This is a genomic window from Pseudomonas sp. PDM25 (genome assembly GCF_019219045.1).
In the GTDB taxonomy this organism is placed as follows: Bacteria; Pseudomonadota; Gammaproteobacteria; order Pseudomonadales; family Pseudomonadaceae; genus Aquipseudomonas.
The window spans coordinates 239,789-262,493 of record NZ_JAHUWL010000004.1; the positions used below are offsets into that span (position 1 = coordinate 239,789).

Sequence of the window (22,705 nt, forward strand, 5' to 3'; positions counted from 1 at the left end):
ATGAACGCGCAGCCTAACCCTTCGTGATCATTCATGAAAGTGTCCAAATGTGTCTCGACGTGAACATTTCCTACAAGGACAATGGAATGCGGCTACGTGTCACAGGGCTAAGCACAACTGTCATGTCTTCGTCATAATGGCCGCTTATAACTGTCACGCTCGCCCGCCAACGCGGGCTCAGGAGTCTGCCGTGAGCTTTACCCCCGCCAACCGTCTGTTCCCAGCAACCCGCCTGCGTCGCAATCGTCGTGATGATTTTTCGCGTCGACTGGTCCGTGAAAACATTCTGACCGTCGACGATCTGATCCTGCCGGTGTTCGTGCTGGACGGTGAAAACCGTCGCGAAGCGGTGGCGTCGATGCCGGGCGTCGAGCGCCTGACCATTGATCTGTTGCTTGAAGAAGCGGCCAAGTGGGTCGAGCTGGGGATTCCGGCATTGGCGCTGTTCCCGGTGACGCCGCCGCAGCTCAAGTCTCTGGACGCCGCCGAAGCCTGGAACCCCAACGGCATTGCCCAGCGCGCCACCCGCGCCCTGCGTGACCGGTTCCCGGAGTTGGGTGTGATCACTGACGTCGCCCTGGACCCGTTCACCACTCATGGCCAGGACGGTATCCTCGACGAAGAAGGCTACGTGCAGAACGACATCACCGTCGACGCACTGGTCAAGCAGGCGCTGTCCCACGCCGAAGCCGGCGCTCAGGTGGTGGCCCCGTCGGACATGATGGACGGTCGCATCCAGGCGATCCGCGAAGCGCTGGAGCTGGCCGATCACGTCAACGTGCGGATCATGGCCTACTCGGCGAAGTACGCCAGCGCCTATTACGGCCCGTTCCGCGATGCGGTCGGTTCGGCGCTGAACCTGGGCAAGGCCAACAAGGCTTCCTATCAAATGGACCCGGCCAACAGCAACGAAGCCTTGCACGAAGTGGCGGCGGACTTGTCAGAAGGCGCGGACATGGTCATGGTCAAGCCAGGCATGCCGTATCTGGACATCCTTTACCGGGTCAAAGAAGAATTTAAAGTGCCGACCTTTGTTTATCAGGTCAGCGGTGAATATGCCATGCACATGGCGGCGATCCAGAATGGCTGGTTGAGCGAAGGGGTTATCCTCGAATCCCTGACCGCTTTTAAACGTGCAGGCGCTGATGGCATCCTGACTTACTTTGCCGTCCGTGCTGCTCAATTGTTACGAGAGCAAAAATAGCCCTCCCAGGAACATTCGATGAATACCGAAGTGCTCACTGAAGTTGCCGTAAAAGATGCTCAACCTGTGATGGAGCAAATCGCCGAAACCCCGCCGGAACTGGAGCCTGCTCCACCTGCGGTGGTGGCCGAGCCCGTAATAGCGGCGCCAGCGATTGCCATTCCCGGCCTGGATGACAGCAGCCTGTACATCCATCGCGAGCTCTCGCAACTGCAGTTCAACATCCGCGTGCTGGAGCAGGCGCTGGATGAGTCCTATCCGTTGCTGGAGCGGCTGAAGTTTCTGCTGATCTTCTCCAGCAACCTGGACGAGTTCTTCGAGATTCGGGTGGCCGGCCTGAAGAAACAGATCACCTTCGCCCGCGAACAGGCCGGCGCCGATGGCCTGCAACCGCATCAGGCCCTGGCCCGCATCAGCGAATTGGTACACGGTCACGTCGACCGCCAGTACGCGATCCTCAACGACATTCTGTTGCCGGAACTGGAGAAACATCAGGTCCGCTTCATCCGCCGGCGTCACTGGACCACCAAGATCAAAACCTGGGTGCGCCGCTATTTCCGCGACGAGATCGCGCCGATCATTACCCCGATCGGCCTCGACCCGACGCACCCGTTCCCATTGTTGGTGAACAAGAGCCTGAATTTCATCGTCGAGCTCGAAGGTATCGACGCCTTCGGCCGCGATTCCGGTCTGGCGATCATCCCGGCGCCACGTTTGCTGCCGCGCGTCATCAAGTTGCCGGAAGAAGTGGGCGGCGCTGGCGACAATTACGTGTTCCTGTCGTCGATGATCCATGCGCACGCCGATGACCTGTTCCAGGGCATGAAGGTCAAGGGCTGCTACCAGTTCCGCCTGACCCGAAACGCCGACCTCGCCGTCGACACCGAAGATGTGGAAGACCTGGCCCGCGCCCTGCGCGGCGAGTTGTTCTCCCGTCGCTACGGTGACGCGGTGCGTCTGGAAGTCGCCGACACGTGCCCGAAACACCTGTCCGACTACTTGCTCAAGCAGTTCAACCTGCACGAGACCGAGCTGTACCAGGTCAACGGTCCGGTCAACCTGACCCGCCTGTTCAGCATTACTGGTCTGGACAGTCAGCGAGCGCTGCAATACACGCCGTTCACCCCGCAGATCCCGAAACTGCTGCAAAACAGCGAGAACATCTTCAGCGTGATCAGCAAGCAGGACATTCTGCTGCTGCACCCGTTCGAGTCCTTCACCCCGGTGGTCGACCTGCTGCGCCAGGCGGCCAAGGACCCGCATGTATTGGCGGTTCGTCAGACCCTGTACCGCTCCGGCGCCAACTCGGAAATCGTTGATGCGTTGGTCGATGCAGCGCGTAACGGTAAGGAAGTCACTGCGGTGATCGAATTGCGTGCGCGGTTCGACGAAGAGTCCAACCTGCAACTGGCCAGCCGTCTGCAAGCGGCCGGTGCGGTGGTGATTTACGGCGTGGTCGGCTTCAAGACCCACGCCAAAATGATGCTGATCTTGCGTCGCGAGGCGGGCGAGATTGTCCGTTACGCCCACTTGGGGACCGGCAACTACCACGCGGCCAACGCCCGTCTGTACACCGACTACAGTTTGCTGACCTCGGATGACGCCTTGTGCGAAGACGTCGGCAAACTGTTCAGCCAGCTGATCGGCATGGGTAAAACCCTGCGCATGAAGAAGCTGCTGCACGCGCCGTTCACGTTGAAGAAGGGCATGCTCGACATGATTGCCCGGGAGACCCAGTTCGCCCTCGACGGCAAACCGGCGCACATCATCGCCAAGTTCAACTCGCTGACCGATCCGAAGATCATCCGCGCGCTGTACAAGGCCAGCCAGTCCGGGGTGCGTATCGATCTGGTGGTGCGCGGCATGTGCTGCCTGCGTCCGGGCATTGCCGGGGTTTCGCACAACATCCACGTGCGCTCGATCATCGGGCGTTTCCTGGAGCACACCCGGGTCTTCTACTTCCTCAATGGCGGCGAAGAGCAGATGTTCCTGTCCAGCGCCGACTGGATGGAGCGCAACCTCGACAAGCGCGTCGAGACTTGCTTCCCGGTCGAGGGCAAGAAGCTGATCATGCGGGTCAAGAAAGAGCTGGAGCTGTATCTCACCGATAACACTCACAGCTGGAGCCTGCAGGCGGACGGTCGTTACATCCGCAACACGCCGACCGGCAACCAGAACCCGCGCAGCGCGCAGGCGACTTTGCTGGAGCGTTTGGGCAGCCCGATCCTCGCCGTTCGTTAACACACGTACCCTTGTGGGAGCGGGCTTGCTCGCGAATGCAGTGTGTCAGTCGACATCAATATTGACTGACACACTGCATTCGCGAGCAAGCCCGCTCCCACAGGGGGCAATGTGTTGTTTGCTGAATTGCGGACACAAAAAAAGGCCTTCCGAAGAAGGCCTTTTTCATTTTCAGCGAACGTTAAGCACAAAGCCGACGCGGGTCAGCCACTCCGCTTCAAGGGCGAAGTCGGCCTGGGTCAGCTGGTTTTCGTCCAGCCAGTTTTCCGGGAACTGCACATCAAGGCTGTCGCGGTTGGCGTGCAGCACGACCTGGGGCATTTCCTGGGTGCCACGGATGTGATGGAACAGGATCGCAAAGCGCAGCAGCACGCACAGGCGAATCAGCTTGATGCCGTCATCGCCGAAATCGGCAAACCTGTCCCGGGGAATATTGCGGCGGTGGCCGCGCACCAGCAGCGCGAGCATCAGCTGGTCTTCGCGGGAGAACCCGGCCAGGTCCGAGTGCTCAATCAGGTAGGAGCCGTGTTTGTGATACTGATAGTGAGCGATGTCCAGGCCCACTTCATGGACCTTGGCCGCCCAGCCGAGCAATTCACGCCAGACCCCGTCATCCAGCTCCCAATCCTCAGCCACTTGATCGAAAGCATGCAACGCCTTGCGCTCAACCCGCGCCGCTTGTTCCAGATCGACGTGATAACGCTCCATCAGCGAGCTAAGGGTGCGCTCACGGACGTCTTCGTGATGATGGCGGCCTAGCAGATCATAGAGCACGCCTTCGCGCAGGGCGCCTTCACAGTGGTCCATGCGTTGCAGTTCGAGGGCATCGAAGATCGCTTCGAGAATCGCCAGGCCCGCCGGGAAGATCGCCCGGCGGTCAGGCTTGATGCCTTCGAAGTCGATCTTCTCGACGTCGCCGAGCTTGATCAGCTTGCGCTTGAGCCAGGCCAGGCCTTGGGCATTAACCTCGCCCGTGCCATGACCGCCAGCCTTCAACGCCAGGCCAATCGCACGAATGGTGCCCGAGGAGCCGATGGCTTCATCCCAGGTCAGCCGGTGCAGGGCGTGTTCGATGCTCATGATCTCCAGCCGCGCCGCCGTGTACGCCTGGGCGTAGCGGGCCGGGGTGATCTTGCCATCCTTGAAATAGCGCTGGGTGTAGCTGACGCAGCCCATTTGCAGGCTTTCGCGCAGCAGTGGTTCAAAGCGCTGGCCGATGATGAATTCGGTACTGCCGCCGCCGATGTCGGCCACCAGGCGTTTGCCCGGGGTGTCGGCGAGGGTGTGGGAAACTCCGAGGTAAATCAGGCGTGCTTCTTCACGGCCGGAGATGACTTCCACCGGGTGGCCAAGGATTTCTTCAGCGCGGCGGATAAATTCGCCACGGTTACGGGCTTCACGCAGGGCGTTGGTGCCGACGATCCGCACGGCGCCGGGCGGCATACCGTTGATCAGTTGGGCAAAACGCTTCAGGCAATCGAGCCCGCGTTGCATGGATTCTTCACTGAGCTGACGCTCATCGTCGATGCCGGCGGCCAGCTGAACCTTCTCCCCGAGTCGTTCGAGAATACGGATTTCGCCGTTCTGGGCCTTGGCCACGACCATGTGAAAGCTGTTGGAGCCCAGGTCGATTGCGGCGATCAGGGACAGATTCTTGGCTTGGGATTGCGGCATGGTCAGGGGGTCTCGGTCGATAACCTCGACATCGTGCCACGATCAAACGCTGCCGCCAACGCGCAGTGTTCAAAGCCTTGATCCGACGCAGGAAAGTCGGTGACCGCTGCGCGGTCAATCGCTAGCAGGCTAGCTCCCACATTGGAATGCGTACCCCTGTGGGAGCTAGCCTGCTAGCGATGAGGGCATTAAAGACACTGAGGCTCTTTCAGGCTGTCGCTTCAACAGTGCCAATGAAATTCGCCAACTCCGTGGTCTGCGGGTTGGCGAATAGAATTTTCGGATCCCCCACCTCATGCACCTTGCCCTGATGCATGAACACCAACTTATCCCCAACCTCCCGGGCAAAACGCATCTCGTGGGTGACCATAATCAACGTCATCCCTTCCTTGGCCAGTTGCCGGACCACGCTCAGCACTTCATTGACCAATTCCGGGTCCAGCGCCGAGGTAATTTCATCGCACAGCAAGACCTTCGGCGACATCGCCAGCGCCCGGGCAATCGCCACCCGCTGTTGCTGCCCGCCAGACAACCGATCCGGGAAGGCATCGAATTTTTCCCCCAGCCCGACCCGTTCCAGCATCTCTCGCGCAAGGTCGGCCGCTTTGGCTTTCGGCACTTTCTGTACCACTTGCGGTGCGAGCATCACGTTCTCGCCGACCGTCAGGTGCGGGAACAGGTTGAACTGCTGAAACACCATTCCGACTTTCTGTCGCAAGCTGCGCAGGTCGGCACGGGCGGCGTCGAGGTATTCGCCGTCGACTTCAATCACGCCGTCGTTGATCGATTCCAGGCCATTGAGGGTGCGCAACAAGGTGGATTTTCCCGAGCCGCTGCGGCCGATGATCGCCACCACCTGGCCTTCCTCGACGCTGAGGTCGATGCCTTTGAGCACATGGTGGTCGCCGTAATATTTATGCAGGGCCGAGATTCTAAGCAGAGGCATGCAGTCTCCTTTCCAGATAGCGCGCACTGAGGGACAAGGGGTAGCAGAGCAGGAAGTAACCGAGGGCCACGAGGCCGTAGACCATGAACGGTTCGAAGGTCGCGTTGGCGAGCATGCCGCCGGTCTTGGTCAGTTCGGTGAAGCCGATGATCGAGGTGACGGCGGTGCCTTTGACCACCTGCACCGAGAAGCCCACGGTCGGCGCCACGGCAATCCGCAGCGCTTGCGGCAGGATCACGTAGCGCAGTTGCTCCAACGGGTTCAACGCCAGGCTCGACGAGGCTTCCCACTGGCCGTTGGGGATCGACTCGACGCAACCACGCCAGATCTCTGCCAGGTAGGCGCTGGTGAACAGCGTCAGGGCTATCGCCGCCGCCATCCATGGCGAAATCTCTATCCCCGCCAACGCCACGCCGAAGAACACCAGAAACAGCTGCATCAACAGCGGCGTGCCCTGGAACAGTTCGATGTAGGTGCGGGCGAAGTTACGCGGCAGGGATTTTTTCGAGATGCGCATGACCATGACCAGCAAGCCGATCAGTCCGCCACCGATAAATGCCACCAGCGATAGCGCCAGGGTCCATTGCAGGCCCGTGAGCAGGTTGCGTACGACGTCCCAGAAGGTGAAATCGCTCATTGGTTGCTGCTCCTTGCGATAAAACGGCGACCAATCCAGTTCAGCAACTGGCGGATCAGCAGCGCCATGCACAGGTAGAGCAGTGTGGTCAGGGCATAGGTCTCAAAGGCGCGGAAGTTGCGCGACTGAATGAAGTTGGCGGCGAAGCTCAGTTCTTCGGTGGCGATTTGCGAGCAGACGGCTGAACCCAGCATGACGATGATGATCTGGCTGCTCAATGCCGGCCAAACCTTGCCCAGTGCCGGCAGCAGCACCACGTGGCGGAACGCTTCGAAACGGGTCATCGCCAACGCGGCGGCAGCTTCCAGCTGTCCTCGAGGGATCGCTTGGATGCCGGCGCGGATGATCTCGGTGGAATAGGCGCCCAGGTTGATCACCATCGCCAGCACTGCCGCCTGCCATTCCGAAATCTGCACCCCCAGTGACGGCAGGCCGAAGAAGATGAAAAACAACTGCACCAGAAACGGCGTGTTGCGGATCAACTCGACGTAGACCCCAAAAATGCCGGCGAACGGACGGATGTTCCACGCTCGCACCAGCGCCCCGACGATGCCCAGACTCACCCCGAGCACCGCGCCGATGGCCGTCAGTTCAAGGGTGAACAGCGCACCGCGAAGCAGCAGGTCGGTGTTGTGCACCACCGGTAGAAAGTCGAACTGATAAGCCATGTTCAGTCTCCGCAACGACGATCAGAGATCAGCCGGCAGCGGCTCTTTGAGCCAGGTCCGGGAGTTCTTCTCCAGCGCGCCGTCGGTCTTGGCGGTGGCGAGGATCTGGTTGACCTTGTCCAGCAACGCGGGCTCGTTTTTGTTCACGCCGACATAGACCGGCGAATCCTTGAGCTTCACTTTCAGCGCCGGAATGCGTTTCGGGTTGCGCTCGCTGATGGTCACCATCACCACGTTGCCGCTGGCGATCAGGTCAACTTGCCCTGCGAGGTAGGCGGCGATGGTCGAGTTGTTGTCTTCGAAGCGCTTGATGGTCACGCCTTCGGGCGCGACTTTGGTCAGCTCGATGTCTTCGATGGCGCCACGGGTGACGCTGATGGTTTTGCCCTTGAGGTCGTCCAGGCTTTTGATGCTGGCGTCTGGCGGACCGAATACGGCGAGGTAGAACGGCGCGTAGGCGCGGGAGAAGTCGATGACTTTCTCGCGCTCGGGGTTCTTGCCGAGGCTTGAGATCACCAGATCGACCTTACCGGTGGTCAGGAACGGAATGCGGTTGGTGCTATTGACCGGCGTCAGCTCGAGTTTGACCTTGAGTTGGTCGGCCAGCAGCTTGGCGGTGTCGATATCAAGGCCGCGCGGTTTCATGTCCGGGCCGACCGAACCGAAGGGCGGGAAGTCCTGGGGCACGGCCACCTTGAGGACGCCGCGCTTGACCACATCCTCCAGACCGTCGGCGTGGGCGGGCGCCTGGCTCAGCATCAGGCTGGCAAACAGGGCTGCGAGGAGGGCGCTGTAACGCTGGGTCATGGCAAATCTCCGAATCGGCGAGAAGTGAATTCTGCGGATCGACAGAGCATGGGCCGTGCCAATATCGGGTTTTTGGGGCGCAAGGCCACGGTTTTGCTGGAGTCTTTCGGTCTTACTGGTCTGAACAGTCATGCATGGTTTCGCACCCCGATAGCGCATCCATGAAAATCTCCGAACCCCCATGGGGCACGACTTGCCGGGCGTCGCGAATAGCTTTACAACTAACCGCTCATTGGCCTGGTTCGTCTGAAAAACCATGAACTCGATCTCCCGCGCCGTACCTGAAGTGGCGCTGCAAGCCATCCGTAAACTGATCGCCGAGCAAGGTTTCGGCCCGGGCGATGCCTTGCCCTCGCAACGGGATCTGGCGGTGCAATTGGGGGTCAGCCGCGCGTCGCTGCGCGAAGCGTTGTCGTCATTGAGTGCGTTGGGGGTGATCAGCATCCAGCCGGGCAAAGGCGTGTTCGTGCAGTCACCGGTTGATTTGCCGCGAGGTGATGCGGGGCTGAGTTGGCCGTTCGCGGCCCAGGCCTCGCCGCTGGACATCTTCCAGTTGCGCTACGCCCTGGAAGGTTTTGCCGCCGGTTTGGCGGCGGTGACCCTGAGTACTCACGAGCTCGATGCACTGGAAGATAACGTCGCCGCCATGCGCGTCGAATTGAAGGCCGGCGACTTCGAGGCCGCGGCGCGACTGGATTTCGAGTTTCACCGGCGCATCCTGCTGGCGAGCGGCAATCAGGCGATGCTGAGCATCCTGACGGCCAGCGCCGACATCTTTCTAGAGAGCCAAAAGCTACCGTTCATCCGGGCCGAGCGGGCCATGGAAACCTGGCAGGAGCACCGCAAAATCCTCCGCGCACTGGCCCGGCGGGCGTCCGGCGCAGCACAGAAGGCCATGCACGAACATGTGCGTAACGCGGCACTGCGCACTGGAATTGCCTTCGTCGCTCCCGCCACCTCGTGACTTGAGCTATACCCAAACTCATGCGGCACCATAGCGAGACTCAATCATCTGCACCTTCCTGAACGAGGGAAGGGCAGCTATGATGGGCCACGTTTTTTTGCTTACAACCTGGAGACTTCCATGAGCAGCGATCTTATTAAACACGTCACCGACGCTAGCTTCGACGTCGACGTCCTCAAGGCCGAAGGCGCTGTACTGGTCGACTACTGGGCTGAATGGTGCGGCCCTTGCAAAATGATCGCTCCTGTTCTGGACGAAATTGCTGAAACCTACAAAGGCAAGCTGACCGTTGCCAAACTGAACATCGACGAAAACCAGGAAACTCCGGCCAAGCATGGCGTGCGTGGTATCCCGACTCTGATGCTGTTCAAGAACGGCAACGTTGAAGCGACCAAGGTTGGCGCGCTGTCGAAGTCGCAACTGGCTGCTTTCCTCGACGCCAACATCTAAGCGTCGTTTAAAGCGTCATCAAAAAGGCCCCGCACATCGCGGGGCCTTTTCGTTATTGAGGGCTAGACGCTCCGAAACTCAGGTGGTACATTCGGCCCCGCACTGGTTTCTCCACTGCCCCCTGCTAGCCGTCGCCGACGCACTCCTTTTCGAATAAGTACGCGATCCTGTCGCCTTCTCTGCGGCGCGGCCTCATTAAGCCAAAAGCTTAATTTCCCCCCCTCCATAAATGATTACGTCATTCCTATATGAATCTGACTGAACTCAAGCAAAAGCCGATTACCGAACTGCTCGAATTGGCCGAACAGATGGGCATAGAAAATATGGCCCGTTCGCGCAAGCAGGACGTGATTTTCTCCCTGCTCAAAAAGCACGCTAAAAGCGGCGAGGAAATCTCCGGTGATGGCGTGCTGGAGATTCTCCAGGACGGCTTCGGCTTCCTTCGCTCCGCTGACGCTTCCTATCTCGCCGGCCCAGACGATATCTACGTCTCGCCGAGCCAGATCCGTCGCTTCAACTTGCGCACCGGTGACACCATCGTTGGCAAGATCCGTCCTCCAAAGGAAGGCGAGCGTTATTTCGCGCTGCTCAAGGTCGACACGATCAACTACGATCGTCCCGAGAACGCGAAAAACAAGATTCTCTTCGAGAACCTGACCCCGCTGTTCCCGACCGTGCGCATGAAGATGGAAGCCGGCAACGGTTCCACCGAAGACTTGACCGGTCGTGTCATCGACCTGTGCGCCCCGATCGGCAAAGGCCAGCGCGGTCTGATCGTTGCACCGCCGAAAGCCGGTAAAACCATCATGCTGCAGAACATCGCAGCCAACATCGCGCGTAATAATCCTGAAGTTCATCTGATCGTATTGCTGATCGACGAACGTCCGGAAGAAGTGACCGAAATGCAGCGCACCGTGCGCGGCGAAGTGGTTGCCTCGACGTTCGATGAGCCGCCAACCCGCCACGTGCAGGTTGCCGAAATGGTGATCGAGAAGGCCAAGCGCCTGGTCGAACACAAGAAGGACGTGGTGATCCTGCTCGACTCCATCACTCGTCTGGCTCGCGCCTACAACACCGTGATCCCGAGCTCCGGCAAAGTACTCACCGGTGGTGTCGATGCCCACGCCCTGGAGAAACCGAAACGTTTCTTCGGCGCCGCGCGGAACATCGAAGAAGGCGGTTCGCTGACCATCATCGCCACCGCGCTGGTTGAAACCGGCTCGAAGATGGACGAAGTGATCTACGAAGAATTCAAAGGCACGGGCAACATGGAACTGCCGCTGGATCGTCGCATCGCCGAAAAACGCGTCTTCCCGGCCATCAACATCAACCGTTCCGGTACCCGCCGCGAAGAGTTGCTGACCGCCGACGACGAGTTGCAGCGCATGTGGATCCTTCGCAAGCTGCTGCACCCGATGGACGAAATCGCTGCCATCGAGTTCCTGGTCGACAAGCTGAAAACGACCAAGACCAATGATGAGTTCTTCCTGTCGATGAAACGCAAGTAAGTCGATAAGGCCAAGAAGCCGGGGAAACCCGGCTTTTTGCTATCTGATTTTTGATCAATTGCCAGTTCGTGGTTCTGAACAGAGGGGTTCGGCGCTAAACTGCCACCCCCGAACGGCACGGCCAACACGAGGCTCACGCATGCAGTATCGCGACTTGCGCGACTTTATCAGCGGTCTGGAAAAGCGCGGCGAACTCAAGCGCATCCAGGTTCCGGTGTCCCCAGTGCTCGAAATGACCGAGGTCTGCGACCGCACCCTGCGTGCCAAAGGTCCGGCCCTGCTTTTCGAAAAGCCCACGGGTTATGACATCCCGGTGCTCGGCAACCTGTTTGGCACCCCCGAGCGCGTGGCGCTGGGCATGGGCGCGGAAGCGGTCAGCGAATTGCGCGAGATCGGCAAGCTGCTGGCGTTCCTCAAGGAACCCGAGCCGCCGAAAGGCCTGAAAGATGCCTGGTCCAAGCTGCCGATCTTCCGCAAGATCATCGCCATGGCACCGAAGGTAGTCAAAGACGCGGTGTGCCAGGAAGTGGTCATCGAAGGCGACGACGTCGACCTCGCGATGCTGCCGGTGCAGACCTGCTGGCCGGGCGACGTCGGCCCGCTGATCACCTGGGGCCTGACCGTCACCAAAGGTCCGAACAAGGATCGCCAGAACCTCGGCATCTACCGTCAACAAGTGATCGGCCGCAACAAGGTCATCATGCGCTGGCTCAGTCACCGTGGCGGCGCGCTGGATTACCGTGAGTGGTGCGAGAAGCATCCTGGCCAGCCATTCCCGGTGTCCGTGGCGCTGGGCGCCGACCCGGCGACCATTCTCGGTGCCGTCACACCGGTGCCGGACAGCCTTTCCGAATACGCTTTCGCTGGCTTGTTGCGCGGCAACCGCACCGAGCTGGTGAAGTGCCGTGGCAACGACCTGCAAGTGCCGGCCACCGCCGAGATCATCCTCGAGGGCGTGATCCATCCGGGCGAAATGGCCGATGAAGGCCCATACGGCGACCACACCGGTTACTACAACGAAGTCGACAGCTTCCCGGTGTTCACCGTCGAGCGCATCACCCACCGCATCAAACCGATCTACCACAGCACCTACACCGGCCGTCCGCCGGATGAGCCAGCAATTCTCGGCGTGGCGCTGAACGAAGTGTTCGTGCCAATCCTGCAGAAGCAGTTCCCCGAGATCACCGACTTCTACCTGCCGCCCGAAGGCTGCTCGTACCGCATGGCCATCGTGACCATGAAGAAGTCGTATCCGGGCCACGCCAAGCGGGTAATGCTCGGTGTCTGGTCGTTTTTGCGACAGTTCATGTACACCAAGTTCGTTATCGTCTGTGATGACGACATCAACGCACGCGACTGGAACGACGTGATCTGGGCCATCACCACGCGCATGGACCCCAAGCGCGACACGGTGATGATCGACAACACGCCGATCGATTACCTGGACTTCGCCTCGCCGGTTTCCGGCCTGGGTTCGAAGATGGGGCTCGATGCCACGAACAAATGGCCGGGCGAAACCACTCGCGAGTGGGGCCGGGTGATCGTCAAGGACGAAGCCGTTACCCAGCGGATCGATGCCATCTGGAATCAGTTAGGAATAGATTGATGCGTGTAACCTTGCAGCCCTCCGGAGCAGTGCTACAGATTCTGCCCGGCGAGCGGATTCTCGATGGCGCACGGCGTCTGGGCTATGAATGCCCGCAAAGCTGTCGAAACGGCAATTGCCACGTGTGCGCCGCACTGCTGGTGGAAGGGCGCGTCGAACAGGAAGGCGGTGTGCGCGACCATGGCGAGTTCTACACTTGCATTGCAGAGCCGCTGGAAGACTGCATCGTGCTGTGGGATGGCGTGCTCGCGCTGGGAGAATTGCCGGTGCGCAGCTTGTCGTGTCAGGTCATTGAATGCAGGGACGTCGGCGGCGATACCTGGCGTGTGCGACTGCGAGCGCCGGCCGGCAAGCCGCCGCGTTATCACGCCGGTCAGTACTTGATGATCGAGCGCGAGAACGGTGAGAAATCCGCGTTCTCCCTGGCCTCGGCTCCGCATGGCGGGCGTGATCTGGAAATTCATGTGCTGGCGCGCGAAAGCAGTGCGCTGAGCCTGATCGACCAGTTGCAACGCAACCTGATGGTGCGGATCGAAATGCCATTCGGCGACACCCACCTGGCGGAACTGCCGGACGGTCCACTGGTGCTGATTGCTGCGGGCACCGGCATGGGCCAGATCCATAGCCTGATCGAACATTGCCGCGCCACGGGCTTCAAACATCCGGTGCATCTGTATTGGGGCGTGCGTCGTCCTGAAGATTTTTATGCCATCGAACATTGGGATGAATGGCTGAAACTGCCCAATCTGTTCCTGCATAAAGTCGTCAGCGATCAATGCGGCTGGCAGGGGCGCTGCGGCATGTTGCATGAGGCGGTGTGCGAGGACTTCCCTGATCTGAAACCCTTGCATGTCTACGCCAGCGGCTCTCCGGCCATGGTCTACGGCACGCTGGATGCTTTGGTCGAAGCCGGGATGGATGCTCATCAAATGCGCGCGGATGTATTTGCGTACGCGCCTCGATCTTGATCCGCGATTTTGATCCGCGATTTTGATTCGCGATTTTGATCCTCGCTCTTATTCGTTATAACTCCCTATATAGCCGATCGGTATTTATAGATTTATATAAATACCGGTAGGTTATATGTCATCCAGGCAAATAGTTATGAACTGTGCCATGGCACTTAAATTGCCTTAAAACATATGTGCCTTATTGTTACAGCGGTGCGTTCTATTAAGTAATTCTTCACCCGCGGGGAGCTGAACGCTAATCGCCATGAGCGCCATTGAATCTGCTTTTTTGAATCTGGCTTACCCTCCGCAGCTCGATCTGGGGCCGCAGCTCACGCACGAACAATTGCTCAGCTCAATGCAGTCGACGATGGCGCGCCACAAGGGCGGGCCGGTGTGGCTGTTCGCTTACGGCTCGCTGATCTGGCGTCCTGAATGTGCAGCGGTGGAGCGAGTGCGGGGTCGTGTGCATGGCTACCATCGCGGTTTGTATTTGTGGTCCCACGAACATCGCGGCACACCCGAAGTGCCTGGGCTGGTGTTCGGCCTGGATCGCGGTGGTTCTTGCAGCGGCTTCGCCTATCGCTTGCCTGAAGAACAACTTGAAGCCTCTCTTTACGCACTTTGGCAGCGCGAAATGCCATTCCCGTCCTATCGCCCACACTGGCTCAACTGCCGTCTTGAAGACGGAAGTCAGGTTCAGGCGTTGGGGTTTGTATTGGAGCGGCATCTGCCCAGCTATGCGGGCAACTTGCCGGATCACGTGCTGAGCCACGTGTTCGAAAACGCTTGCGGGCGTTACGGCACCACTCGCGATTATGTCGAGCAGACCGCCCACGCCCTGCGTAGCCACGCCATGCCAGACCGGAATCTGGAGGCGCGGCTCAAGCGCTGCAAATCAACGGCCGATCAGGCGATTGCTTCGCGGCTCTGACTGGCGACTTGTTTGTGCCACAGCGTCGGCGCCAGGAAGGCCATCGCCAGCAGGCACGCGCCGATCAGCAAGATGAAACCGCCATCCCAGCCGAAGTGGTCCACGGTGTAGCCCATCGCTGCACTGGCCGCGACCGAACCACCCAGATAACCGAACAGACCCGTGAAGCCCGCTGCCGTACCGGCGGCTTTCTTCGGTGCCAATTCCAGCGCTTGCAGGCCGATCAGCATCACCGGGCCGTAGATCAGGAAGCCGATCGAGATGAGCGCGATCATGTCGACTGTCGGGTTGCCGGCCGGGTTGAGCCAGTACACCAGGGTCGCAACAGTCACCAACGCCATGAACACCATGCCGGTCAGGCCACGGTTGCCACGGAAGATCTTGTCCGACATCCAGCCACAGAGCAGCGTGCCCGGAATACCAGCCCATTCGTAGAAGAAGTAGGCCCACGAGGTTTTATCCACGGTGAAGCCCTTGGCTTCCTTGAGGTAGGTCGGTGCCCAGTCCAGCACGCCGTAGCGCAATAGGTAGACGAAGACGTTGGCCAGGGCGATGTACCAGAGCATTTTGTTGCGCAGCACGTATTTGACGAAGATTTCCTTGGCGCTGAATTCTTCTTCGTGGCTGGCGTCGTAGCCTTCCGGGTAGTCGTTCTTGTACTTTTCGATGGGCGGCAGGCCCACCGATTGCGGGGTGTCACGCAGGGTGACGAAGGCAAACACCGCTACCGCCATGGCGACCGCCGCCGGCACGTAAAACGCTGCATGCCAGTCATTGAACAGGCCCATGCCGAGCAGGAACAGCGGACCGATCAGGCCGCCACCCACGTTATGCGCCACGTTCCACAAGGACACTACGCCACCGCGTTCCTTCTGCGACCACCAGTGCACCATCGTCCGCCCACTCGGCGGCCAGCCCATGCCCTGAGCCCAGCCATTGATAAAGAGCAGGATGAACATGATGGTCACGCTGGACGTCGCCCAGGGCGCGAAACCGAAAATGAACATCACACCGGCCGATACCAACAGGCCGAAGGGCAGGAAGAAGCGCGGATTGGAGCGGTCGGACACGATGCCCATCAGGAACTTGGACAGGCCGTAGGCAATGGCGATGGCCGACAGCGCCAAGCCCAGTTCGCCGCGGGTATAACCCTCTTCGATCAGATAGGGCATGGCCAGGGAGAAGTTTTTGCGCAGCAGGTAATAGCCGGCGTAGCCGATAAAAATACCGGCGAAGATCTGCCAGCGAAGGCGCCGGTAGGTGTTGTCTATTTTTTCTTCAGGCAATGGAGCCTGATGTGCGGCAGGACGAAAGAAAGCAAACATTCAAGAGCTCCAGATTTCTTGTTTTGACTGCGGATGCGAATGTTACAGTTTCGTTACCGAAAATAGCACCGGTTCGCATTGGTCAAATAGCGGAAATGTTGGAGATTGCATGTTCTTTTATGAACATGTCGCTCAGGTATAACTGTAGGGCGTTGTAGGAAGCGTTACTTGCAGGTCTTCATGCCGCATTTCGCTCCAGGGTAGGACGAGGCTTTGGGAAATGTCCTTCGATTGGATGGGAAGTAAGCGGCCTGACAACTTGATGTTGAAGTCCAGACCGCTTCATTGGGCTCAGCGAACCTGAACCACCACTTTCCCAACCGCTTTGCGCTGGCCAAGATCATTGATTGCCTGTGCCGCATTGCTCAGTGGATACACCTGCGACACCAGCGGTTTCAACTTGCCCTCGGCAAACCAGCCAAACAATTGCTGGAAGTTCGCCGCGTTGTCTTGAGGCTGGCGCTGGGCGAACGAGCCCCAGAACACGCCCACCACCGCTGCACCTTTGAGCAGTGCGAGGTTCACAGGGAGTTCGGGGATGCGTCCGCTGGCGAAGCCGACTACCAGGAGACGGCCGTTCCACGCGATGGCGCGGATGGCCTGGTCGAACAGATCGCCGCCAACCGGGTCGTAGATCACATCGGCGCCCTGGCCATCGGTCAGGCGCTTGATTTCGTCCTTGAGACTGGTTTCGCTGTAGTTGATCAACTCATCGGCACCGGCGGCTTTGGCCACTGCGAGTTTTTCGGCGCTGCTGGCGGCGGCGATCACCCGGGCACCCATGGCTTTGCCGATTTCTACAGCGGCCAGACCGACACCACCCGAAGCGCCGAGTACCAGCAAGGTTTCACCCGGTTGCAGGTTGCCCCGTTGCTTGAGCGCGTGCATCGAAGTGCCGTAAGTCATGCTGAACGCGGCGGCGGTGTTGAAATCCATCGATGGCGGGATGGGCAGCACGTTGTAGCCCGGCACCGCGACCTGTTCGGCGAAACTGCCCCAGCCGGTCAGCGCCATGACCCGGTCGCCGACCTTGAGGTGGCTGACCTTTTCGCCTACTTCGCTGACCACGCCAGCCGCTTCGCCGCCCGGGGAAAACGGGAAGGGCGGCTTGAACTGATATTTGCCCTCGATGATCAGCGTGTCCGGGAAATTCACCCCGGCGGCGTGCACGTCCAGCAGGATTTCATTCTTCTTCGCGACAGGACTGGCGACGTCTTCCAGCACCAGCGATTCGGCAGGGCCGAAGGCTTTGCACAGCACGGCTTTCATCAGGGCTATTCCTTTGGGAGTGATGGCCGATAAGTGTAGGTGTGTGAGTCGATGGGTCAACGAGCATGCCCGGCCCTGATAGTCAGCCATAAGCTTGTGCTTGAGCGGCGGGTCGTTATGCTAGGCCGCAAACCGGATAAGGAGCGAATTGTGAAAGCGTGGATCATGTTGTTACTGGCCCTGTCTCTGCCTGTGGCAGCGATGGCCGAAGAAGCCAAAGAAGGTGCAGCGCCGAAGGTCAATTACATCACCCTGAGCCCGCCGTTCGTGGGCAACTACGGGCTGGACGGGACGCCGAAGCTCAAGGTCTACAAGGCCGATGTGGCGTTGCGAGTAACCGGTGATGAGGCGACCAAACTGGTGAAAGCCAATGAGCCGTTGATTCGTAATCAACTGGTGGCGTTGTTTGCCCAGCAGACCACTGAAGCGATGAACAACGTCGAGGCCAAGGAAAAGCTGCGTCAGGAAGCCCTCAAGCAGACCCAGCAAATCATGAACGACGAAACCGGCAGCCCGGTGGTCGAGGATCTGTTGTTCAACAACCTGATCATCCAGTAATGCTGGATCCGTAGGAGCAAAGCTTGCTCGCGATAGCGCCCCCCACAAGGACCGCCATCGCCGGCAAGCCGTGCTCCTGCATTCAGGACGCCAGACTCTTGCGAAACCGCATCAGCGCAATCGCAAAGAACAGCAGCCCAATGACCGTGAGCGCCAGTAAGTCCGGCCAGACCACGCTCAGCCCGGCGTCGCGAAACAATATCGCGGCGCTGAGGCTGACGAAGTGCGTCGATGGCGACCCCTGCATGACCCATTGCAGCCATTGCGGCATGCTGTCGAGTGGCGTACTGCCGCCAGAGAGCAGCAACATCGGGATAATTACCGGAATCGCCAACAAGCCGAACTGCGGTGTCGAACGGGCGAGGGTCGCGAGGAATATTCCCAGGGCTGTGCTGGCGAACAGATAAACCGCAGTCACCAGCAAAAATAAGGTCATCGAGCCGGCCAGTGGCACGCCGAGCGCGCCTTTGACGATCACTTCCAGCGACAGCCAAGTGCACAGCACCACCACCAGCATGTTGCTCCAGATTTTCGCCAGCATGATTTCCAGCGCCGTCAGCGGCAGCACCAGCAAATGGTCGAGGGTGCCGTGTTCGCGCTCGCGCAGCAGCGCGGTGCCGGTCAGGATGATGGCGAGGATGGTGATGTTGTTGACGATCTGAATGACGGCCAGAAACCAGCCGCCCTCCAGATTCGTATTGAACAGCGAGCGGGTGGTCAGCAGGACTGGCGCTTTACTCGCCACATCGCTCTGGCCGCTGTAATTCAACAATTCGCGCTGGAAAATCCGCCCTATGTAACCCGCACCCATGAACGCCTGGCTCATGGCCGTGGCGTCGACATTCACTTGCACGGCTGGCTGGCGACCGGCCAACAAATCCGTCTGAAAGTTCGCCGGCACGTTGATCACAAACGTGTACTGGCCGCTGTCCATGACCTGATCGAGTTGCCCATAAGGCAGCAAGACCGGGCGTTGAAACTCCGGCGGTTGCAGCGCCTGCGCCAGTTGTCGCGACACTAGGCTGTGATCTTCGTCCACGATAGCCACGCTGGCGTTATGCACGCCAATCACAGAGCCGGCAGCCGGCATATAGATCGCCACCGTGAATGCGTAGAAAAGGAACAGCAGCAGGACGCTGTCATGCCGCAGGCTGGTGAGTTCCTTGAGACCCAGGCGCAGGATGTGCGCGAGCTTGTGCATCAGGCCTCCTGCTTTTTCAGCATGACCAGGCTGAGCCCGGTGAACCCGAGAAAGAACCCGAACAGCGCCAGACATTGTGGCCAAAGCTGCCGTATATCCAGGGCCTTGGTGAAAGTGCCTACCGCGATATCGAGAAAGTGACCCGCGGGGAACAGCATGCCCATCACGGATGCCGCACCCTCCAGGGACGAGCGCGGCACGATCAGCCCGGAAAACTGGATGGTCGGCAAGCTGGTGATGATCATGGTGCCGAGGATGGCAGCGATCTGGGTTCGGGTGAACGCCGAGATCAGCAGGCCCATGCTGGTCGTTGCCAGCACATAAAGCAGTCCACCAAAGGTCAGGGTCAGGAAGCTGCCCTTGAACGGCACACCGAACAGCCATCGGTTCATCGCGGCCAGCACCGCGAGGTTGATCAGGCTGATTGCCAGATACGGTGCCTGTTTGCCCAGCAGGAATTCGAGTCGGGTCAGCGGCGTGGCGTAGAAGTTGGTGATCGAACCCAGTTCTTTCTCCCGTACGATGCCCAGCGCTGTCAGCATTGCCGGGATGAACGCCAGGATCAGCGCCATGACGCCGGGGCCGATGGCGTTGACGCTGATAACGTCCTGGTTGTAGCGGAAGCGGGTTTCCAGTCGGGCGGCTGCTTGGCGGTTCAGCGCGGGGCTGCTCTGTTCGGCCAGTTGTTCAATATTGGCCAGGTGCACGGCCTCGACGTAGTTGCGGCTGGTCTCGGCGCGAAACGGCATGCCACCATCGAGCCAGGCAGCCACGGCCGGTTGACGCCCGGCGTACAAGTCCCGGCCAAAACCCGGCGCAATCTCAAGTGCCAGTTTGATTTCAGAGCGCTGAAGGCGGCGATGCAGTTCCTTGGCATCGCGGATAGAGGGTTGTTCGTCGAAGTACCGAGAACCGCGAAAGGCTTCCAGATACGCGCGGCTCTGCGGCGTCTGATCCTGATCGTAGACAGCGAAGGCGAGTTTCTCTACGTCCAGGGAAATGCCGTAGCCGAAGATCACCATCATGAAAATTGCCCCGAGCAGGGCAAAGGCCATCCGCACTTTGTCGCGCAGCAGTTCCTTGCCCTCACGATTCGCCACCGCCATCAGGCGGCCGAGACTGAAGCCGCGATCTTTCTTGGGCATGGCCGGCATGACGGGCGCATTCGCAGGCTCTGGAGGTTTCGGCGGTTCAGCGGTGTCCTGGGCTTGCTCCAGGCAAGTGACAAATGCAGCTTCCAGTGTTTCGCCCTTGAACTGTTGTTGCAGTGCTGGCGGTGTATCGCAAGCCAGTACCTTACCGGCGTGCATCAACGAGATGCGATCGCAACGTTGGGCTTCGTTCATGAAATGGGTGGAGAGGAAGATGGTCACACCTTGTTCACGGGACAACTCGATCAGCAGTCGCCAAAAGTCGTCCCGCGCCGCCGGGTCGACGCCGGAAGTCGGTTCGTCGAGGATCAATACTTCCGGGCGATGCAACACCGCCACCGCCAGGGACAGGCGTTGGCGCAAGCCCAAAGGCAGCGCCCCGGACTGCTGATCGCTAACGCTGCCCAGATTGAAGCGCTGGATCAGCTCATCGATGCGTTGTGTGCTTTGGGTGGTGGGCAAATCGAACAGGCGCGCGTGCAAATCCAGGTTCTGCCGCACGCTGAGTTCGCCATACAGCGAAAAGCTCTGGGACATGAACCCGACCCGTTTGCGGGTGGCCAGGTCCTTGGCATTCACCGGGTTACCCAGCAGCGTGGCACTGCCTTCACTGGCGGGTATCAGCCCAGTGAGCACTTTCATCGTGGTGGTTTTGCCGCAGCCGTTGGAACCGAGGAAGCCAAAGATTTCGCCACGCCCGATGGCAAAACTGACCTTGTCTACAGCAGTGAAGTCGCCGAAGCGCAGGGTCAGATCGTGGGCTTCGATAGCGATATCGGTGGTGGTGCCGGTTCGAGGCGGGATCATCAGAGGCTGATTGTCGTGGCTGCTGTCACCCTGATAGTGGGTGAAGGCTTCGTCGAGTTTGCCGCTGGTTGTGACTGCCCGTAATTCCTTGCTTAACCCGGTGGCAATCAGCTTGCCGCCATCGAGCATCAGGCAATGCTCGAACTGCTCGGCCTCCTCCATATACGCGGTGGCAACCAGCAGTGTCAGTTGTGGACGCTGGCGCCGCACATCGTCAATCAGTTCCCAGAAATGCCGACGGGACAGGGGATCGACGCCGGTTGTCGGTTCATCGAGGATCAGCAGATCCGGCTCATGGATCAATGCACAACACAGGCCCAGCTTCTGTTTCATGCCGCCGGACAGTTTGCCGGCCGGACGGTCGGCAAAGCGCAACAGGTCGGTAGCCAGTAACAGATTGTGCATGCGCTGATCGCATTCAGCTTTTGACAGGCCGAACAGGGTGGAGAAAAAGTGGATGTTCTCGCTGATCGACAACTCGGGGTAAAGGTTGCCCCCCAGGCCTTGGGGCATGAAAGCGATGCGCGCGTAGAGGGTGTTGCGATGGCGGCGATCCTGGATCGAGCCGCCGAGCACCTCCAACTGGCCTTGCTGCAGCGTTTTCACCCCGGCGATCAGCCCCAGCAGGCTCGATTTTCCGGCGCCATCGGGGCCGATCAACCCGCAACGGGTTCCAGCGGGCAGGCTGAACGTGATGTCACTCAGCGCCTGTTGTTTGCCGTAGCGATGATTGATGCCGGTCGCTTGAACCGCCTGGCCGGTCATTGCAGATTGGCCGGCCAACCAACGGAAGTGGTGCGTACATAGCCGGCACCGGGCATGCCGGGTTTGGCCTGCGGCATGGCACTGGGATCCGTCAGGCGTAACTTGACGCGGAACACCAGTTTTTGCCGCTCATCGCGGGTCTCGACTTCTTTGGGGGTGAATTGCGACTTGGCTGCCACAAAGCTGATTTTCGCCGGCAGTGGGCGGTCGGGCAGGGCATCGAGCAAAATCCGCGCTTCATCGCCCACCGCCAGGCGTCCAGTCACGGAGGCCGGGAGGTAGAGGTTCATGTATTGATCGTTCGGGTCGATCAGCAGTAATACGCGTCCGCCAGCACCCAACACTTCGCCGGGTTCGGCCATGCGCAGCTGGATCACTCCGTCGATAGGGGCTCGCAAACTGCTGTCGTCGATTTCGCTGGTCAACATCGCGACCTGGGCTTGTGCCGCACCAATCGCGGCGCCAACGGCCGATACCTGGGCCCGAGACGCGGCGACCGCAGCGACGCCGGTGTCGAGGCGCGCCTGCTGTTGATCGATAATCTGGCCACTGACGAAACCGTGTTTGAACAGTTCCTGAGAGCGCTTGAGTTCCTGCTGGGCCAGCAGTTGCTCGCTCTGGCGCAATTGCACGTTGGCTTGTGCTGCGTTGAGGTTTTCCCGGGCGCGCAACACTTCAGCTTCAGCCTGGTTGCGTTGGGCTTCAAGGGTGCGGGTGTCCATGCGGGCCAGCAATTGGCCCTTGGTGACCTTGTCGCCTTCATCGACAAGCACCTCTGCCAGTCGCCCCGATGTCTTGCTGGCGATCTGCACTTCGGTGGCTTCGAGACGGCCGTTGCCGACATACAAACCTTCGGGCAACCGGTCATGCATCGACTTCCAGTAGCCAAAACCACCGGCGGCCAGCAGCAGTACCATTAAAGCGCTGGCGAAAAAAATCGAAGAGCGACTGTGCGTAGACATGCGGGCATCCTGCGGCTGTTGCGTCCTAGTCTGGTTGATCGAGCGCCGAGGCGCGTTGATACCAGTCAACTGTGGGCC

19 protein-coding genes are annotated in these 22,705 nt (G+C 59.7%); 9 read left to right on the forward strand and 10 right to left on the reverse strand.

What is annotated here, in order from left to right:
* Positions 1-190: 190 nt before the first annotated feature.
* Both hemB and ppk1 read left to right on the forward strand, forming a co-directional pair.
* Positions 191-1,204: a porphobilinogen synthase gene (hemB, locus tag KW848_RS09265; RefSeq protein WP_111448342.1), complete on the forward strand. Its 1,014-nt coding sequence runs from the start codon at positions 191-193 to the stop codon at positions 1,202-1,204.
* Between the two features lie 18 nt (positions 1,205-1,222).
* Complete coding sequence (gene ppk1, locus KW848_RS09270) at positions 1,223-3,445, forward strand: polyphosphate kinase 1 (protein ID WP_111448343.1); 2,223 nt, start codon at positions 1,223-1,225, stop codon at positions 3,443-3,445.
* A 171-nt stretch (positions 3,446-3,616) separates the two neighbouring features.
* On the opposite strand, the gene ppx is transcribed toward ppk1, so the two are convergent.
* From ppx to KW848_RS09295, 5 genes are all read right to left on the reverse strand, one after another.
* Positions 3,617-5,119, reverse strand: a complete 1,503-nt coding sequence (gene ppx, locus KW848_RS09275; protein WP_111448344.1) for an exopolyphosphatase — start codon at positions 5,117-5,119, stop codon at positions 3,617-3,619.
* A gap of 208 nt (positions 5,120-5,327) precedes the next feature.
* Positions 5,328-6,065 carry an amino acid ABC transporter ATP-binding protein gene (locus KW848_RS09280; RefSeq protein ID WP_192408989.1) on the reverse strand — a complete coding sequence of 246 codons (738 nt, stop codon included), beginning with the start codon at positions 6,063-6,065 and terminating at the stop codon, positions 5,328-5,330.
* Positions 6,052-6,702, reverse strand: coding sequence for an amino acid ABC transporter permease (locus KW848_RS09285; RefSeq protein WP_192408991.1), 651 nt, complete (start codon positions 6,700-6,702; stop codon positions 6,052-6,054). Before KW848_RS09285 ends, KW848_RS09280 begins: the two co-directional genes overlap by 14 nt.
* Positions 6,699-7,370: an amino acid ABC transporter permease gene (locus KW848_RS09290; protein WP_111448347.1), complete on the reverse strand. Its 672-nt coding sequence runs from the start codon at positions 7,368-7,370 to the stop codon at positions 6,699-6,701. The genes KW848_RS09285 and KW848_RS09290 overlap by 4 nt, the downstream gene beginning before the upstream one ends.
* Before the next feature lie 21 nt (positions 7,371-7,391).
* Positions 7,392-8,177 (reverse strand): transporter substrate-binding domain-containing protein, encoded by a 786-nt coding sequence (locus KW848_RS09295; RefSeq protein WP_033060641.1) that lies wholly within the window; start codon positions 8,175-8,177, stop codon positions 7,392-7,394.
* A gap of 256 nt (positions 8,178-8,433) precedes the next feature.
* On the opposite strand from KW848_RS09295, the gene KW848_RS09300 reads away from it, so the two are divergent.
* The 6 genes from KW848_RS09300 (at position 8,434) to KW848_RS09325 (ending at position 14,589) form a co-directional block, all read left to right on the forward strand.
* Positions 8,434-9,141, forward strand: coding sequence for a FadR/GntR family transcriptional regulator (locus KW848_RS09300; RefSeq protein ID WP_218536635.1), 708 nt, complete (start codon positions 8,434-8,436; stop codon positions 9,139-9,141).
* Positions 9,142-9,261: 120 nt separating this feature from the next.
* Positions 9,262-9,591, forward strand: a complete 330-nt coding sequence (gene trxA / locus KW848_RS09305; protein WP_008150340.1) for a thioredoxin TrxA — start codon at positions 9,262-9,264, stop codon at positions 9,589-9,591.
* A 248-nt stretch (positions 9,592-9,839) separates the two neighbouring features.
* Positions 9,840-11,099: a transcription termination factor Rho gene (gene rho / locus KW848_RS09310; protein ID WP_007942421.1), complete on the forward strand. Its 1,260-nt coding sequence runs from the start codon at positions 9,840-9,842 to the stop codon at positions 11,097-11,099.
* Between the two features lie 139 nt (positions 11,100-11,238).
* Positions 11,239-12,705: a 4-hydroxy-3-polyprenylbenzoate decarboxylase gene (ubiD, locus tag KW848_RS09315; RefSeq protein WP_008150342.1), complete on the forward strand. Its 1,467-nt coding sequence runs from the start codon at positions 11,239-11,241 to the stop codon at positions 12,703-12,705.
* Positions 12,705-13,673, forward strand: coding sequence for a CDP-6-deoxy-delta-3,4-glucoseen reductase (locus KW848_RS09320; RefSeq protein WP_192408993.1), 969 nt, complete (start codon positions 12,705-12,707; stop codon positions 13,671-13,673). The genes ubiD and KW848_RS09320 overlap by 1 nt, the downstream gene beginning before the upstream one ends.
* A gap of 247 nt (positions 13,674-13,920) precedes the next feature.
* Positions 13,921-14,589: a gamma-glutamylcyclotransferase gene (locus tag KW848_RS09325; protein WP_111448350.1), complete on the forward strand. Its 669-nt coding sequence runs from the start codon at positions 13,921-13,923 to the stop codon at positions 14,587-14,589.
* Here KW848_RS09325 and glpT read toward each other — a convergent pair.
* Complete coding sequence (gene glpT, locus KW848_RS09330) at positions 14,565-15,914, reverse strand: glycerol-3-phosphate transporter (RefSeq protein ID WP_192408995.1); 1,350 nt, start codon at positions 15,912-15,914, stop codon at positions 14,565-14,567. The two genes, KW848_RS09325 and glpT, sit on opposite strands and share 25 nt — an antisense overlap.
* Before the next feature lie 291 nt (positions 15,915-16,205).
* On the reverse strand, positions 16,206-17,183 hold the full coding sequence (locus KW848_RS09335; RefSeq protein WP_008150352.1) for an NADPH:quinone oxidoreductase family protein: 978 nt from the start codon (positions 17,181-17,183) through the stop codon (positions 16,206-16,208).
* 150 nt (positions 17,184-17,333) lie between these two features.
* Here KW848_RS09335 and KW848_RS09340 point away from each other — a divergent pair, with 150 nt between their 5' ends.
* Entirely contained in the window at positions 17,334-17,741 is a 408-nt protein-coding gene (locus tag KW848_RS09340; RefSeq protein ID WP_111448353.1) for a flagellar basal body-associated protein FliL, read from the forward strand.
* An 82-nt stretch (positions 17,742-17,823) separates the two neighbouring features.
* On the opposite strand, the gene KW848_RS09345 is transcribed toward KW848_RS09340, so the two are convergent.
* The 3 genes from KW848_RS09345 to KW848_RS09355 are packed head-to-tail and all read right to left on the reverse strand — an operon-like array spanning position 17,824 to position 22,627.
* Positions 17,824-18,942 (reverse strand): ABC transporter permease, encoded by a 1,119-nt coding sequence (locus tag KW848_RS09345; RefSeq protein ID WP_076029350.1) that lies wholly within the window; start codon positions 18,940-18,942, stop codon positions 17,824-17,826.
* Positions 18,942-21,665 carry a ribosome-associated ATPase/putative transporter RbbA gene (rbbA, locus tag KW848_RS09350; protein ID WP_218536636.1) on the reverse strand — a complete coding sequence of 908 codons (2,724 nt, stop codon included), beginning with the start codon at positions 21,663-21,665 and terminating at the stop codon, positions 18,942-18,944. Before rbbA ends, KW848_RS09345 begins: the two co-directional genes overlap by 1 nt.
* Complete coding sequence (locus tag KW848_RS09355) at positions 21,662-22,627, reverse strand: HlyD family secretion protein (protein WP_218536637.1); 966 nt, start codon at positions 22,625-22,627, stop codon at positions 21,662-21,664. Before KW848_RS09355 ends, rbbA begins: the two co-directional genes overlap by 4 nt.
* Between the last annotated feature and the right edge of the window lie 78 nt (positions 22,628-22,705).

Excerpts from the sequence above, each read along its gene's own strand:
- ppk1 (WP_111448343.1), top strand. The coding sequence starts at position 1,223 with ATGAATACCGAAGTGCTCACTGAAGTTGCCGTAAAAGATGCTCAACCT.
- ppx (WP_111448344.1), bottom strand. The coding sequence starts at position 5,119 with ATGCCGCAATCCCAAGCCAAGAATCTGTCCCTGATCGCCGCAATCGAC.
- KW848_RS09280 (WP_192408989.1), bottom strand. The coding sequence starts at position 6,065 with ATGCCTCTGCTTAGAATCTCGGCCCTGCATAAATATTACGGCGACCAC.
- KW848_RS09285 (WP_192408991.1), bottom strand. The coding sequence starts at position 6,702 with ATGAGCGATTTCACCTTCTGGGACGTCGTACGCAACCTGCTCACGGGC.
- KW848_RS09290 (WP_111448347.1), bottom strand. The coding sequence starts at position 7,370 with ATGGCTTATCAGTTCGACTTTCTACCGGTGGTGCACAACACCGACCTG.
- KW848_RS09295 (WP_033060641.1), bottom strand. The coding sequence starts at position 8,177 with ATGACCCAGCGTTACAGCGCCCTCCTCGCAGCCCTGTTTGCCAGCCTG.
- KW848_RS09300 (WP_218536635.1), top strand. The coding sequence starts at position 8,434 with ATGAACTCGATCTCCCGCGCCGTACCTGAAGTGGCGCTGCAAGCCATC.
- trxA (WP_008150340.1), top strand. The coding sequence starts at position 9,262 with ATGAGCAGCGATCTTATTAAACACGTCACCGACGCTAGCTTCGACGTC.
- rho (WP_007942421.1), top strand. The coding sequence starts at position 9,840 with ATGAATCTGACTGAACTCAAGCAAAAGCCGATTACCGAACTGCTCGAA.
- ubiD (WP_008150342.1), top strand. The coding sequence starts at position 11,239 with ATGCAGTATCGCGACTTGCGCGACTTTATCAGCGGTCTGGAAAAGCGC.
- KW848_RS09320 (WP_192408993.1), top strand. The coding sequence starts at position 12,705 with ATGCGTGTAACCTTGCAGCCCTCCGGAGCAGTGCTACAGATTCTGCCC.
- KW848_RS09325 (WP_111448350.1), top strand. The coding sequence starts at position 13,921 with ATGAGCGCCATTGAATCTGCTTTTTTGAATCTGGCTTACCCTCCGCAG.
- glpT (WP_192408995.1), bottom strand. The coding sequence starts at position 15,914 with ATGTTTGCTTTCTTTCGTCCTGCCGCACATCAGGCTCCATTGCCTGAA.
- KW848_RS09335 (WP_008150352.1), bottom strand. The coding sequence starts at position 17,183 with ATGAAAGCCGTGCTGTGCAAAGCCTTCGGCCCTGCCGAATCGCTGGTG.
- KW848_RS09345 (WP_076029350.1), bottom strand. The coding sequence starts at position 18,942 with ATGCACAAGCTCGCGCACATCCTGCGCCTGGGTCTCAAGGAACTCACC.
- rbbA (WP_218536636.1), bottom strand. The coding sequence starts at position 21,665 with ATGACCGGCCAGGCGGTTCAAGCGACCGGCATCAATCATCGCTACGGC.
- KW848_RS09355 (WP_218536637.1), bottom strand. The coding sequence starts at position 22,627 with ATGTCTACGCACAGTCGCTCTTCGATTTTTTTCGCCAGCGCTTTAATG.